Origin of the sequence: Pseudomonas sp. WS 5071 (genome assembly GCF_012985765.1) — a bacterium.
Classification (GTDB): Bacteria; Pseudomonadota; Gammaproteobacteria; order Pseudomonadales; family Pseudomonadaceae; genus Aquipseudomonas; species Aquipseudomonas lundensis_A.
Genome location: NZ_JAAQWY010000040.1, coordinates 20,130 through 34,811 on the forward strand (window position 1 = coordinate 20,130; position 14,682 = coordinate 34,811).

Here is a 14,682-nt window from a genome sequence, read left to right on the forward strand (position 1 = left end):
CTTCTCAGGGCTTCAAGGGCACCCAGGTGTCCAGCAGCGCCTCAAGCTCTTCGCGGCGGAAGGGTTTGGCCAAGTAGTCGTTCATGCCCGCTGCCCGGCAACGCTCGCGCTCTTCGGGCATGGCATTGGCGGTCAGGGCCACAATCGGCAGGTCCGGCCAGCGCTCACTTTGGCGGATCTGCCGGCCGGCTTCGTAACCATCCATGACCGGCATGTTGCAATCCATCAGCACCAGGTCGAAGTCGTGTTGTTCCAGCTGATTCAGGGCTTCGCCGCCGTGTGCGGCGACCACCACATCGCATCCCAACTTGCTCAACATGCCTTTGGCCACCAACTGGTTGACGGGGTTATCTTCGACCAGCAGGATTCGCGCGCGATGTTCGGTTGGCTGACTGCTGACAGGCACGCGCAAGGCTTCGTCATCGTCTTTTTGCAGCAGGTGCAGCAGGCTTTGATAGAGCGCTTTGCGCGACAGTGGACGGGCCTTTTGTTGCAAGGGCGCGAGGGCATTCACCTGATCGCCGGGCATGAAGTTGCCATAGGCCGTGACCAGCAAAATCGGCGCACTGATAGCGGGGCGCAAACCAAACAGGCATTCCGGGCAATCGGTGATCAACAAGTCAGGGTCAACGCCTGCCAGTGAATCGTCGATGGAAAAGCGCCGGTAGTTCAAGCCCCAGGTCGGTAACAGGTTGCCAAGCAGCTCAGACAAGCCGCTGCTGGCAGTGGTGACGGCAATGACCTTGCCTTGCAATGGCGTGGGCGAAATGGCCGGCGTGTGGCAGGGCAGCGGCAGGTCGGCGCAGAACTGGCTGCCAAAACCGACTTCTGAGCTGATGGTCAGACGTCCTTGCATGACCTCGCACAGGCTGTTGGTCAATGCCAGGCCCAATCCGGTGCCGCCGAATTGCCGGGTAATACCCGCGCCAGCCTGGGTAAAGGGTTTGAAAATTCTGGCCTGGGCTTCTTGGGCAATGCCAATGCCGGTGTCGCAGACCTCGATGCGCACTCGGTCGTTTTGTGCCTGCAGGCGTACATCTACACGACCAAAGCGGGTGAACTTCAACGCGTTGGACAGCAAATTGCTGACGATCTGCCGCACCCGCGTCGGGTCGCCGATCACCAGTGCCGGGAAGTGCGGGTCAATCAGGCAAGTCAGTTCGACGCTGGGAGCAGCGTTCTGCGACAGCAAGCTGGCGGTGTCTTCAACCAGCGCACCGAGGTCAAACGCAATGTGTTCGAGCTCCAATTGCCCGGCATCGAATTTCGACAGGTCGAGAATGTCATTGAGCAGTTCGACCAGCACTTTGCCCGAATCGTGGGCGATTGACAGTTGCTGGTGCTGCTCGGCATTCAACGGGCTGTCCAGGCTCAAGGCCAGCATGCCCAGCAGGCCATTGAGCGGGGTGCGTATTTCGTGGCTCATGTTGGCGAGAAACGCCGAGCGCGCCTGGGCCATCTCCAGCGCCGTGCTGCGAGCGGTTTCGAGCTCTTCATTGGACTGCGTCAGGCGCGCGTTGATCGCCTTGAGCTCCTGGGTGCGGGCCGACACGATGTGTTCCAGTTGCGCCAGGTACTCGGTCAAGCGGTTCTCGGCGCTGCGCCGGTGTTCGATTTCTCGCACCAGGGCGTCAAATTGCTGGTTGGCCACGTTGACCAGCACCCCGATCTCGTCGTCCTCATGGCCGGGCGGGCAATCAATACGCGATTGTGTGGGATCGCCGGGTTTGCTGTTACTCAGGTCGCGAATCACCCGGACCAGAGGCTTGGTCAGCATCACGTAAAACAACCCGAGCAGCAGCCCGGACAAAATCAGGCTGCGGGCAAAGCCGGTGAGCAGGGTCACTTCTGCACGGTGCAAGAAACGGCTGCCAAACGGGTAAGTGTCCACCTCTAGGTGCAGCACGCCCACACTTTGCTCGGGCAGATGATTGAAGTAGAGCCGGTCATCGAATGAGCGATTGGCGCCGAACAAAAAGTCACTCAACGTGCGGTAGCGGCCGTCTTCGGGCTGATCGTGCACCGAGGCCAGCATCGATTTGTCGTTATCAATCAACTGCGCGCCAATGATGGCGGGTGAGCGCAGGAGCCCCAGCGCGAGCTCTTGCGCCAGTTCAGAGTCGAGGTTGTAGGCAATCCGTGAGGCCGGGTTATGGCTGATCTCAAGCAAGGATTGGATTTCACGATTGATGGCAGCGTTTTCGCTGGCATAATCGATGCCAATTTGTAGCAGGCTGAGCAGCGTCCCCAGTACAAAGCCGACCAGCACTGTCAGCCGCGCCTGTTTGAAAGACAGGCGGTGGGTGAGTTTTATATCCATAGGGTGCTGCACCTGTTTCCATTCCTTTCGCCGGACCAGAGATTAACAGGTTAGCCGACACGCGGTGCCGGGATCATCCTGCTGGCTCGTATCGGTTACTTCGGGAATGGATATCCAGGCCGTTCCATCAATGCGCAATCTGTGTATCAGTCTGAGGAGATGTTGTGGATTCTAAACTGAATGCCTTTCTGGAGCGTGCCGACGCTGTGCTTGCGCGTATTGAGCCCTTGTTGCCAGCGATTCGTGAGCCTGTGGACTGGGAGCATGCCCTTGCCGCACGCTGGCAGCGAGAAGGACGTGCAGGGTATTTGCTGGCGCTGGACGTCAGCCTTGAAATGCGCCTGAGCGACTTGATCGGCATTGATAAACAGCGCGATCAGTTGGGGCGCAATACCAAACAATTCCTTGACGGTTTACCGGCGAACCACGCATTGCTGTGGGGCTCGCGTGGTACGGGCAAATCCTCGCTGATCCGCGCGCTGCTGGCCGAATACGCCTCACGAGGGTTGCGCCTGATTGAAATCGAGCGCGATCATCTGGCGGATCTTCCGCGGGTAGTTGAAGCGCTACAGGGGCTGGAACAGCGCTTTGTACTGTTTTGTGATGACTTGTCGTTTGAGGCGGGCGAGGGCGATTACCGCGTGCTGAAAAGTGTGCTGGACGGCTCGCTGGAGCAGGCGCCAGAAAACGTCCTGTTGTACGCCACTTCCAACCGTCGGCATTTAGTGCCGGAGAACGAAAGCGATAACGAACACTGGAAACGTGTGGACGGAGAACTGCATCCCAGCGAGGCAGTCGAGGACAAAATTGCGTTGTCTGACCGCTTTGGTCTGTGGCTGTCGTTTTATCCGTTCACACAAGAACATTTCTTGAGCGTGGTTGAGCACTGGATCGGCGTATTGGCGACCAAAGCCGGTCTGCAGTGGCAACGTGATGAAGCGCTGGATATTTTGGCAGTGCGTTGGGCGACCGGGCGCGGCAACCGTAATGGTCGTTGCGCCTATCAGTTCGCGCGCTACTGGGTCGGATTGAAATTGCTGGAGCAAACCAATGATTGATTTGAACGCCACAGGCGCAGGCCTGGACGGTTACACCTTGTTAAAGGCGCAGTTGGAATCTCTGCTGGCCGATGAACGTGACTTTATTGCCAACGCCTCGCAGTTTTCGGCGTTTTTGTTTCATCAACTGGACGACCTCAACTGGGCCGGCTTTTACCTCAATCGCAATGAAGAGCTGGTGCTTGGGCCATTTCAGGGCCAGATCGCCTGTGTCCGCATCCCGTTTGGACGGGGCGTCTGCGGTGCAGCCGCTGCCACCCGTCAGACTCAGCGGGTTGACGATGTGCATGCGTTCCCTGGCCACATCGCCTGCGACAGCGCGTCGAACAGTGAGCTGGTGGTGCCTTTGGTCAAGGACGGTCGCTTGATTGGCGTGCTGGACCTGGACAGTCCACGTATTGGCCGTTTCACCGAGCAGGATCAACACGGCATTGAAGCGCTGGCGGCGATCTTTTTGCGTTTAAGTGACTGCTAAGCCGCAAGCCCGGCCTTGCGCAGCAGGGCATTGATATCCACGTCGTCAATTTGCCCAGGCTCAAGAAAGCGCCGGGCGTATTGCATAAAAATCTGTTCGTGCATAAACAACGCAAACAGTTGCGGGTCGATATGAGCGTCGTGGCACATGGCTGCCATGATGCTCAGCGCTTCGCTCAATGTTTTGCCCTTTTTGTAGGGGCGGTCCGAAGCGGTTAATGCCTCAAAGATATCGGCAATCGCCATCATCCTCGCTGCCAGACTCATTTCTTCGCGCTTAAGCCGTTTCGGATAACCGGTGCCGTCCATTTTTTCGTGATGGCCGCCCGCGATTTCAGCGATATTGCCCAAATAGCTCGGGAAAGGCAGGTGCTTGAGCATGAGAATGGTCTGCACGATGTGGTTGTTGATGATGTAGCGCTCTTCGCGGGTCAGCGTGCCACGGGTTGTACTCAGGTTGTACAGCTCGCCACGATTGAATTTGTAGGGAGGGACGTCCAGTTGAAAACCCCAGATATTGTCGGGTTCAATCCGTTCCGATTCGTTGCGCTCAAACAGGTGTTCCGGTTTGTCGGCCAACAAACGTTCGGTGACGGGCAAAGGGTGTTCCTCACGCGTTGCTTGACGCTTGTTTTCCTCCCATGACACCCCTAAACGATCATCCAGCGTGCGCGTCCAGGTGCGCAGGGCAATGGTTTGCAGGCGTTGCAGATCGGCCTCGGCCATGGCCTCGCCCCCCATGTTGCAATGTGCGACGAAGGCAAAATCGTCATCCAGGGCGGCCAGGGCTGCTTCAAGGATCTGCGTCAATTGCTGATCGTTTCCGCCCAACGCCCGGCCTTGCCAATAACTGACCCATGCATCGCGCTTGAGTACTTCAAAACGGGTGCGTATCTCATGAATGCGGTCGTACAGCGTTTCAAGTTTGGTGGCTTTGTCCACAACGTACTCGGGAGTCGTGACTTTGCCGCAGTCATGCAGCCAGGACGCGATGTGCAGCGCCTCCCATTCTTCGTCGGTGGGGCTGTAGTCCTCAAATTCAGGTGCCTGGCTGGCAGACGCGGCTTCAGCCAACATCAGGGTCAGGGCCGGTACGCGTTGGCAGTGGCTGCCGGTATAGGGGCTTTTGGCGTCGATGGCGCCTGCCAGCAATTGAATGAATGCATCCAGCAGTTGCTTTTGCCGCTCCTGTAAACGCTGACTTTCGATGGACACGGCCTGGATGAAGGCGATCCGGTCGGCGCGCAGGTGCTCCCGGTCTTCATTGGAGCCACTGTTGTTAAGCAGCAATACCAGAATGCCGACGGTTTCGCCGTGACGGTTGTGCAGGCGAATGCCAAGTAAGTGTGCGCTGTGGGTGTCGAGTGCTTGCAAGACGGGTCGCAGGTCGCCTGACTGCTCAAGGTTGAGCGTGCACACCACGCTGTCGCTGCCTTGGCGCAGTGTGCGCAGCCACTGGGGATAGTCGCGCGCATCCGCATGTATAGGCGAACGCTGCACAATGCCTAAGTCTTGGGCCTGATCACCAATGATCAAGCCTTTGAGGGCAAACTCAGGGCCATCGTTGTCGGTCAGGTAAATCAGCCCGGCTTGAGCCTGAGCGATTTTCATGGTCTCCAGCACCACCGATTGCAGTAACGGCTCAAAGCGGGTGTGGGCCGACAAGCTGGCCGTGATTTCAAAAAAGCTCGCCAGGGTTTCTTTCATTCGACGCATGGATGACGCGAGTTGGTCAATCTCGAGCACGGGTGAATGAGGGCTCGCAGGGTAATCAAAGTCAAAACGGCGTATGGCTTCGGCCTCTTGCACCAGCCTGCGCAGCGGTTTGACCAGTAACCGGGAAATCAGCCAACCCACGGGCAGGCATAGCAGCACAATACCCAGTGTGACCAAGGCGCCCTGCCATCGCATCCGGTATGCGTCGGCGAGCAGTTCATCCTTCGGGACCATCAGGGCCAAGTGCAGGCCGTTGAGCGCGCCATCGCTAAGTCCGGCCCTCGACACGATCCACTGACGCTGGTCTGCCGTCAGCTCAGCGGTGTTCTCGGCAGAGCGAGTGATCAATGCGCCCAAGGCCGGACTGAGTTGCTCCACTTTCGGCAACTGAGAGGATTCTGGAGCCGCGACCAATTTTGAATAGTCAGGGTAAGCGATTGCATTGTTGTCCTGATCGAACAAGGCTATTTCTGTGTGCGGCGTGACTTTGTGTCTGGCAAGCGTGGCGGACAATTGCGACAGGGTCAGATCGGCGCCCATAACGACTTTCGCAGAACCGCGGCCGGACAGGGTGGTGCCAACCTCACGGGTGGAAAAAAACAGATAGGGGCTGGTCGTTATTTCGTTGTTAATACCCCGGGCGGGGATAAACCAGCTGCGCTGGCGTGGGTCGTAGGTTTCATTGGGGTTGTCGCGCTGGCCCGCCAATGACAAGGATTCATCATAGAAAAAGTGTCGGGACAGCGGCTTAATCTGGTCTGAGCGTTGAATGCTCCAAGCTTCGTAAGCGGCTGATTGTGGGGCAGACAAACGGTCTTTAGCCGCTTTTGTCCGCAGCGGACGAACCAGAAAAAAATTCCCCTGCGCATCCCCCACATACAGCGCCGCCAGGGCAGGATTGTCCTTGAGCGTCTGGACAAATGGCTCCAATAAGGCCATCCGGTCTTCGGCTCGCTCAATGCCTGTATTGGCATTGAGCGAAAGCAGCCTCAGCGCATGACGAATCGGTTGATAGGTGTGCTGTAAATCTTGCTGAACATCCTGTTCGATCTGGTGGAACAACTGTTGGCTGCTGTTAAGAATAATTCGCGTTGTTTGCAAGTAATTGAAAATACCCAGCGCTACACCGAGCACTATCAACAGCAACGTAAACATCACACTGATGTGCACATGCAGCGGAAACTGACGCTTGCTGGCGGGCGCAGTCATGGGCATTAAGGAGTCTCCGCTGTGAACAAGCTTCAGGTCGCCTTAAGCATAGTAGGGCCGAATAACCTGCGCTTTTTTTGTGTTCACAGCGGGAAGGGGGTAATCAGTGGTTCAGTTTCTCAAGTTCAGTCAGCAGTGTTTGCTCCATCGATGCCATGGCATCAATTACCTGCTTGCAGCAGTGATGCACGGTACTGAGATCGGCCTTCTCAAGGGCCTCGCATTGCGCTATCAAGAGGTGTGCACTGACAATTCGGGCTGCGCCTTTAATGCGATGTGCCAACTCTGAAAAAGGTGCCAGTCCGTCTTTTGTCGTCAGTTTTTGAAGCTCTTCAAGGTCGATGCGGTTACTGCGCAGGATCTCTTCAAGCAAGCGTTTGACGCGAATCGGATCAGAACCGGAAAGGGCATAAAGACTTTCGATATTAAAGGCGACTTCGCTCGAAGCGGGCTTGAGTTCGTTCAAGCGCTTACTTAACAACGTGAGGCTTATGGGTTTGAACATGCAGTCGTCCATGCCTGCCTCCTGGCAGTTGAGGCGTTCTTCGGGCTGCGCATTTGCGGTAAATCCTAAAATCACGCAAGGCGTGCGTTGTTCGGCGTGCTCGAGATGGCGAATGGCCCGAGTCAAGTCATAACCGTTCATCACAGGCATATTGCAGTCCGCAATAACGACATCAAATACGCCCTGTTTCCAGAGCTCTAACCCTGCAGCGCCGTGCTGCGCGGTCGTAAACATATGCCCCAGAAACCCCAGTTGCTGACACATCAGCAGGCGATTGGCCGGGTGATCATCGACTACCAGTACATTTAACGGACGGGTGCTCTGTGCGACTTCCGGCTCTTTTTCCGCCTGTTCCAGGCAGGGCGTAAGGGAGGGAAGTTTCAGGGTGATATTCACTTGCGTCCCCACAGTGGGCTGACTGCTAAGTGTCAGCGTGCCGCCCATCATTTCGCACAGGCTTCTGCAGATGACCAAACCCAACCCTGCGCCGCCCAACGCCAGTTGCCCGGAGTTTTCAACTTGTGAGAAGGGGCGGAATAGCCGGGCCTGATCGGCTTCATTTATACCAATGCCGGTGTCCTGCACGCTGAGTTGAAGCTCCACCTGGTCCGGGACCTCGGTGGGGCGCACATCCATTTGCAGCGTGACCTGCCCCCGTTCAGTGAATTTGATTGCATTGCTGATCAGGTTGGTCAGGATTTGTTTGAAACGCAGCGGGTCGATCAGTACATCCGGGGCTTCATGCTCAGGAGTGAACTTAAGGGCCAGGGTCAGTTTCTTTTGGCGTGCCAGACCGTCAAACACCCGAATGACTGCGTTGGCCAGTTCACGCAGGTTGACACGTTCTGCAGACAAATTCAGTCGGCCGGATTCGATGCGGGCGATATCAAGGATGTCGCCGATCAACTCCAGCAGGTCTTTGGCCGAGTTATATGCCACTTCGATGGAAGGCCGGTCCAACTGCCCCTTGTCGGCGCGTTTTAACGTCAGTTCCAACAGGCCGATGACAGCAATGAGCGGAGTGATTTGTAGAAACAAAAGATGGGGATATATCCCCATTTATGTATTGAATGAGCAGAGCGATTTGCAGATTTTACAAAAAATATCTTGACTTGAATTATTTTTTAGTTTCGTGTATGCTTTGCATTGCACGTAGTGCAATGTGAGAAAAAAGGCATTTAACCTGTTTTTGATTTTTGCTTTTATTAACGATATACAAGCATATAATCTTTTAATTCGTTACGAGTAAACACTATTTCATCAAAAACTTGAACGTTATAGTTTTCGTAAGTGCCATCTTGATTTTTCCGCATATCTGCTGTTGTTGTGTATTTAGTGCAAGTTTTATCATAAGAATTAAAAAAATACTTAACATCAATAGCGCTTGTTGTACCAATTTTATTATACGATTTGCCGTTGCAATCTTTATATGCTTGTGCATATGACGCTTTGATTTCTGCTGCTTCTTTTGCGAGTTGTGCAGTTCGTGCTGCTTCTTCTTTTGCGTTGTTTATAGACTCTTGATACGTGATTACAATAGCCTTACCGTTTGAATCATAAGACGACTCAAACGGCTTCATAAATGGATATTTCACTGCAATCATAAACCAGACGAAAAGCCAAATTGGGATTAAAAGACAATCAAATCCTCTCCCGTTCATAAATCAAACCTCGTTGCGAAAATTCGCAATTGCTTTGATAAGTGCAAGCGTCGCTTTGCAATGAAAATAAGAGCGATGAGTTTTTTCAACTTGTATGTCGAAGTGTTGTATAGCAGTAGTAAGTTTTTGCCATTGTTCTGCATCAGTAAATTCAGAAAACAAAAGCATTGCACATTGTTGAGAGTATGAGAAATCTTTTAAATCGTGATTTTTTATGTGTGTTGATAGAAACGTAAAATCGAAACTTGCATTATATGCGACACAAACGCGATTGTTCATAAAGCGAATAATTTCAGGATAAATCTCTGAAAAAGTTGGCGCATTCATAACGTCATTATCAGTAATGCCGTGAATGGCTGTTGCGTCTACGGGGATAGGTTTAGATGGTTTTATCAAAGTATCAATCAAGCAATTACCAAATTTATCGATAAGCGATATTTCAACTATTTCATCATCAGCACTTAGTCCAGTTGTAGAAACGTCAAGAACGCATAAACTTTCATCTAACATATTAAGTGCTTTTTGTTTTGCACTACGCTGGTATGAACTCAAAGGCTTTCTACGCTTCGGCTTTGTTGCTGCTATACGTGTTCTTTCTGCTTTACGCTCATTGATTGATTTTTGCATTGTTAACGCTTGTTCTTTTGTAAAAATCTCAACCCACCTTGCGCCTTTATTTATGCCTCGGCCCCACGCTCCAAAAGTTTTGGGGGTTGCTTGTTCTTTCAAAAGTTTTAAAGCCCATTTGTCGATGTTTTTTTCATAGATACTAAAATCTATATCATTGATAAATGTAGCGTCGTTATATAGTTCAAGATAGTCTTGCTTGTCTTGTTCTAAGCGTTTTTGAACTGCTTTGCTTTTAGGATACATAATGTTTAATGTTTGTTATTTCTTAATCATAACATTTTGTAGTAGTTCAATAGGGAGTTAGTGCAAAAATGTTTTTACTTCAATTTAAATCTTTTAAGTACTTCCCTCTCGGGGGTAGGGGGGGATTCAAACACTCTATGAAAATGAATATAGACAGCAACGCAAAAACCCGCTGTGCGGGCTTCACGAAATCTTTTGAACGTTTTTGGTTTTGCTCTTCTTGGATAATTCTAAAATAACTGTCGCAACCTTTGTTTCCGGGCCTTACAGACAGTTTTAAAATTAAGTATTAGTGTATTAAAAAGCGTAGTCAATAAAAAAGAGCCTTTCGGCTCTTGCATTTGGGTTTTATTTGTTACAATGGAGTTACGAGCAAAATTATAAGAAATGAAACCGACCCATACGGCTATTATAGCATTTAAAAATAAAAAGCAAGTTTTAACAAAAGAAAATATTGAAGAAATAAAATCCGACATTGAACTTTTCCAACGTTCTGATATTAGTATCAATGAATTAGTAGCAAAAGTGAAAATAATTATCTCTCAATTTAATACATCAACTAAAACATTCGAACTATCCTATCAAACCGCAATCGTTGGTTTGCCTTTTTTGAATGACAAAGAAAATTTAGATTTTCAATATGTTCAGTCATTGAAAGAAGCACCAAAGAAACAGAACATAATTCAAGCAAAGCAAAAATTGGATTTTCAGTATAGGGCAAAAATAGAGGATTATGACAAAGAAGTAATTGCGCTTGGCAACATAATCTTCAATTTGTTTTGTTATCTTTCGACTGATACAGTTTTGAAAAGGCTTATTATTGAGGCGAGCAAGATACCAGCATTTAAAAAAGAACTTGAAAATATAGAGATTTACAAAAATATAAAATTCTCGGATTTTCGTTGTGCTGGAACAATATTAGATAAACTTTACGAATATTATATTGATTTGACGACAATCATTCACGCTGCGACAAAAGATTTCGAAGGGCGTGAAATGGAGGGGAAAGACAAAGTAACATTGAAGCGACTAAAAAGAATAATCAGAAGAGTTGCACGAAAGCAGCGTGAAATATTTTTGCTAAAAAATCGAAAAATCGGAGCAAATAGCGAAGCATATTGTAGTAACGAGTTACTTGAATATCAAAAAGAAAGAGATATTGAACAGCAAGAATTTATTGATAATACTGAAATTGTTTACTCTACTGACGGAATTGAGCAGAAAGTACCGCTTTCAAAATTCGCTTTGACAGATGAACGTAAAGCGTCAGAAATTTATATGAAAATTAAGGACTTAGAAAAAGTCGCAGAAAACAAGGGTTACGTTGCATTATTTACAACGTTTACTTGCCCCGCTGAATTTCATTCAAACCCTGCATATGGTAGAAATTGCTGGAACGGCTCAACGCCGCGAGAGGCATCTGATTGGCTTTCTACAAGACTTGTAGCTTTGAATAAGGATAGAGAAAGATACGAGATTGAAACGCTAGGTATGTGGTGTAAAGAGTCTCACAAAGACCAGTGCATTCATATGCACTCGATGTTTTTTGTCCGTCCTGAGCAAGCGGATGAACTGATTAGTCTTATTCACAAGCACTATTCTCATAGTGAGAATGCTGTGAGGATTGTTCGTATATCAGAAGAAGAAGCAAAAAAATCAGGTAAGAAAGGCGCAAGCCCTGCGAGTTACATCACAAAGTACGTAATTAAAAGTCTTCGTGAGAAATCTGACGAGTCGATGAAAAACAAAGCAGTTGCTCGTTTATGGGGTTTCAGAATGTATGGTTTTTTTGGGAAAACTCAAACAATATTATGGCGTTCATTTGATAGGTTTTTCGACAAAGAACCACACGAACTATTGAGCACATTCAAAAATAAGGCTTTTGTACAACTTGCAAAATTGAGACAAGGAGGGCAGTTTTGGGCATTTTGTGAGTATGCTAATGAATTTGTTCAGTCTGTCATTGTTGAACACAATGCAGTGGCTTGGAGTGGATTCGAATTTATTAGAAAAGTGAAGTGGGGGTATCGAGTCGTAGGAACTGATGATTGTCTACAAACAAAGTTTGAGTGTAGTTTGAAAACGAACTTTGCTTGAAGATAAAGAGCCAGCGGCCCTCATCATTTTAAGGCTTTTTCAGTCCGCGCAATTCGTTCTTTATTTTATAGTCATCTGCTGTTTCAGCCATTTCTTCAAGCGTTTGATTTATTGGCTCGTAAGTTTCAAACTGCTTAAAGAAGTCATTCTGTTTAGCCTCAATGTCATACCTTGATTTTTGAGCATTGTTTTTTGTCATTAAATCAACGACGAAAACACTGACAGCACTAGCAATATCTCTCAAACGTTCAATCATCAAGTCAAATCGTTCTGATAAAGCATCAATCTTATTTTCTAATGCGCTATGCTTGCTAGTCAATTCTTTGTTTTTACTTGTTAAATCTATATTGATTTTTAATAAACCCTCGGATGATTTGTTGATGCGCTCTATCGATTTATTCTTTTCTAAAAGTTCATCATTTACTTGTTCTAATAACTCATTTTGCTCCTTTAATTTCAAGTTATAAAAACTAAACTGTCTTTCAATTTTCGGTTTTTTAGCATCTTCTTCAATCAAGCGCATACGTGCGTTATTCTCTTTTGTTTTTTCAAGTTTCTTTGCTTCAACATCATATTTTTCAAGCATCTTGTTAGAATGTTGATAGAACAAAGTTTGAAAATATTGAGCCTGAGTTTTTTTTGCAGAATATGCGCGATTAGAAAAATCGAGGGGGATGGCGTTAGGATATTCGTCTTTTAACTTTTCAATATTTGCGTTTACAAATTTCTTTTGAGCAGTAAGTAAGTCATATTTACCAGTCCGCTTATTTTTAGCATCTACAAAAATATGAGGATGATTGCCAACTTCGTCGCCGTGAAAAACTATCAACTTTATTGGGTAGTCGGGAAAGTTGTCTTTGTAGAATGAGTGAATATTAGATATTAAATCAGCAGTACTCACTTCGACTTTATTGTGCGTAGGGATTTTAAAGAATGCCTCTTGAACGAAAATCTTATTGCGTGAAATATCAGATTTGTTTTCAATCATCTTATTGTGAAGTTCAAAAAACTTTCTAACTGTTTCTGTTTTTTGACTTTTACGTGCAAACTCAAACTGACTTAATTCATTAATATCACTTTCAATATCTACTAAATTCTTTTCGTCGAGAAACTTTGAGAGTAAAATTTTTAAAGGGTCGTTATCATCTGTGATTGAATTGTGCCACTTATTAACTTTTGCTTTGTACTTACTCAACGTATCAGATGTTTTAGATTTCTCATCTTTTGTTTTTTGTTCAGTCACAATATTAGTGATAAAACTTTCTTGGATTTCTACCTTTTGTTTTTCTGTTAATGTGTTGAGTGCGATTGGAGATTTGCCCAGCGAAGGAGAATAAACTAAATTTAAATGAGAGCGCTCGTTGTCCCATTCTAAAACTTTTGTTGCTAAAATTTTGTTTTCAACAGTCGGAGAAATTCGCAGAGAGTGAGCAAGACTTTTGAAAAGTCGAGACATTCCAATGCTGTTATTTTTGAAGTTGAGATGTTTATAAATCATAGTTGTTGTTTTTTTTGTAGCCATTTTGTTCACCGTTTTTTGATTTTATGTTTTCCTTTTGTGTATGAATTTAGAAAAATTATGAGCGATAAAGCGATATTTTTATAAATACTTTTTAGAAATTGATTAAAAAATAATGAGCATATGCGATATTTTTTAAACCATTTCGTGTGATGCTTTTGTTCTTCGCTTTGCTTTTGATTTTGCTTCTGTCTCCGACAGGACGAGTGAAACTTGGAACCTCATCTTTTGCGTAGCAAAAGTGTGGTGGAAAGTGTAGCGAGTTACTTATAACAACACATAATTACATTTATAATAATTGTAGCATTTTGAAAGTCAGACATATGCAATTAGCAACATTTAATATTGAAAGCATTTTAAACTTCAAGCAGTAAAAAAGATGTGATTTCTAATCACGTCTTTTTTACTGCTATGCGTGAATACCTCTGCGAGCAGTGTAGCCGTCTGGTGTAACGTCAATCGTATCTAAATGCTTATCAGCGTGAAAAATATCTATCGAGTAATATTTTTTTCTGAGTGGTGTGATGATAAGTTTCACAGATTGCGAATGAAGAAAATTATTAATTTTCATTCTGCCTTTCTCTGAAATCAGCAAACGAAAAATCTCTTTTGTGTTTATGTCTGACTTGCTCGATAAATGTATTGAGCTGATTTTTAAATTGATTTTATGTTCGTCTGTTTTTAGTTTGTCTAACTCGCTGCTTAACTCATCAATCTTAATCGAGATATATTTTTGAGCGCTCTCTGATGTTTTTTCGAGCATCGCAAAAGTATTTTCAAGTGCCTTCTCTTTCAGAATTATTTGCCCAGTAATTTCATTATGCTCTTTTTCAAGCGCTTTAATATCTTCATTTTTGGTTGTGATTAAATTGAATGGCATTTTGTTTTGATATGCAAAAAATATCTCTTCAATACGTGCATATCTATATCTAACGCCCATTTTTTTCTTTGCATATTCGCACTGTCCACAAGTTGACGAATGACAAACTAAATCAACGTACATTGATTTTTGTGCTTGATAGCGTAGCGTCGAACCACACGCACAGAATACCAACCCCCTGAGAACGTTTTTAAATTCTTCGGCTTTCCGCCCGGCAAGTTTTGGGTCTTGTCGCTCTTTTAGGGATGCTCCGATCAACTTGTCGTGCAGCCGCGGCAAGTTGCAATTTTCCAGGCACCTACAGCGTCATTGGACGAAAAGTGACCGAAAAATCATGTACGGAGAGCTTTTTCGACCGGTTCTCCGTGTT

9 protein-coding genes and 1 pseudogene are annotated in these 14,682 nt (G+C 47.1%); 3 read left to right on the forward strand and 7 right to left on the reverse strand.

The features are described 5' to 3' along the window. Positions 1-4 precede the first annotated feature (4 nt). Positions 5-2,320, reverse strand: a complete 2,316-nt coding sequence (locus tag HBN61_RS20425; RefSeq protein ID WP_170047773.1) for a response regulator — start codon at positions 2,318-2,320, stop codon at positions 5-7. A 164-nt stretch (positions 2,321-2,484) separates the two neighbouring features. Here HBN61_RS20425 and HBN61_RS20430 point away from each other — a divergent pair, with 164 nt between their 5' ends. Both HBN61_RS20430 and msrC read left to right on the forward strand, forming a co-directional pair. Continuing rightward, a complete protein-coding gene (locus HBN61_RS20430) occupies positions 2,485-3,378 on the forward strand; it encodes an ATP-binding protein (protein ID WP_094994891.1) in 894 nt (297 codons plus the stop codon). After that, positions 3,371-3,853, forward strand: coding sequence for a free L-methionine (R)-S-oxide reductase MsrC (gene msrC, locus HBN61_RS20435; RefSeq protein ID WP_094994892.1), 483 nt, complete (start codon positions 3,371-3,373; stop codon positions 3,851-3,853). Before HBN61_RS20430 ends, msrC begins: the two co-directional genes overlap by 8 nt. Here the strand turns inward: msrC and HBN61_RS20440 are convergent. The 4 genes and pseudogenes from HBN61_RS20440 to HBN61_RS20455 all read right to left on the reverse strand — a co-directional run bounded on the left by HBN61_RS20440 (position 3,850) and on the right by HBN61_RS20455 (position 9,816). After that, positions 3,850-6,783 carry an HD domain-containing phosphohydrolase gene (locus tag HBN61_RS20440; RefSeq protein WP_170047774.1) on the reverse strand — a complete coding sequence of 978 codons (2,934 nt, stop codon included), beginning with the start codon at positions 6,781-6,783 and terminating at the stop codon, positions 3,850-3,852. The genes msrC and HBN61_RS20440 overlap by 4 nt on opposite strands. Positions 6,784-6,880: 97 nt before the next feature. Then, positions 6,881-8,305: pseudogene (locus HBN61_RS20445) on the reverse strand (ATP-binding protein); the annotation flags it as partial. Positions 8,306-8,487: 182 nt separating this feature from the next. Next, positions 8,488-8,943, reverse strand: a complete 456-nt coding sequence (locus HBN61_RS20450; protein WP_170047776.1) for a hypothetical protein — start codon at positions 8,941-8,943, stop codon at positions 8,488-8,490. Between the two features lie 3 nt (positions 8,944-8,946). Next, positions 8,947-9,816, reverse strand: coding sequence for a 3'-5' exonuclease (locus HBN61_RS20455; protein ID WP_170047777.1), 870 nt, complete (start codon positions 9,814-9,816; stop codon positions 8,947-8,949). A 387-nt stretch (positions 9,817-10,203) separates the two neighbouring features. On the opposite strand from HBN61_RS20455, the gene HBN61_RS20460 reads away from it, so the two are divergent. Further along, entirely contained in the window at positions 10,204-11,913 is a 1,710-nt protein-coding gene (locus HBN61_RS20460; RefSeq protein ID WP_170047778.1) for a replication endonuclease, read from the forward strand. 28 nt (positions 11,914-11,941) lie between these two features. Here HBN61_RS20460 and HBN61_RS20465 read toward each other — a convergent pair whose 3' ends face one another. After that, on the reverse strand, positions 11,942-13,435 hold the full coding sequence (locus HBN61_RS20465; RefSeq protein ID WP_170047779.1) for a hypothetical protein: 1,494 nt from the start codon (positions 13,433-13,435) through the stop codon (positions 11,942-11,944). Between the two features lie 406 nt (positions 13,436-13,841). Beyond that, positions 13,842-14,591 (reverse strand): recombinase zinc ribbon domain-containing protein, encoded by a 750-nt coding sequence (locus HBN61_RS20470; protein ID WP_170047780.1) that lies wholly within the window; start codon positions 14,589-14,591, stop codon positions 13,842-13,844. Between the last annotated feature and the right edge of the window lie 91 nt (positions 14,592-14,682).

What these genes read in the sequence shown, in the direction of transcription:
- HBN61_RS20455 (WP_170047777.1), bottom strand. Translation starts at nt 9,816, where the DNA reads ATGTATCCTAAAAGCAAAGCAGTTCAAAAACGCTTAGAACAAGACAAG.
- HBN61_RS20460 (WP_170047778.1), top strand. Translation starts at nt 10,204, where the DNA reads ATGAAACCGACCCATACGGCTATTATAGCATTTAAAAATAAAAAGCAA.
- HBN61_RS20440 (WP_170047774.1), bottom strand. Translation starts at nt 6,783, where the DNA reads ATGCCCATGACTGCGCCCGCCAGCAAGCGTCAGTTTCCGCTGCATGTG.
- HBN61_RS20465 (WP_170047779.1), bottom strand. Translation starts at nt 13,435, where the DNA reads ATGGCTACAAAAAAAACAACAACTATGATTTATAAACATCTCAACTTC.
- msrC (WP_094994892.1), top strand. Translation starts at nt 3,371, where the DNA reads ATGATTGATTTGAACGCCACAGGCGCAGGCCTGGACGGTTACACCTTG.
- HBN61_RS20450 (WP_170047776.1), bottom strand. Translation starts at nt 8,943, where the DNA reads ATGAACGGGAGAGGATTTGATTGTCTTTTAATCCCAATTTGGCTTTTC.
- HBN61_RS20425 (WP_170047773.1), bottom strand. Translation starts at nt 2,320, where the DNA reads ATGGATATAAAACTCACCCACCGCCTGTCTTTCAAACAGGCGCGGCTG.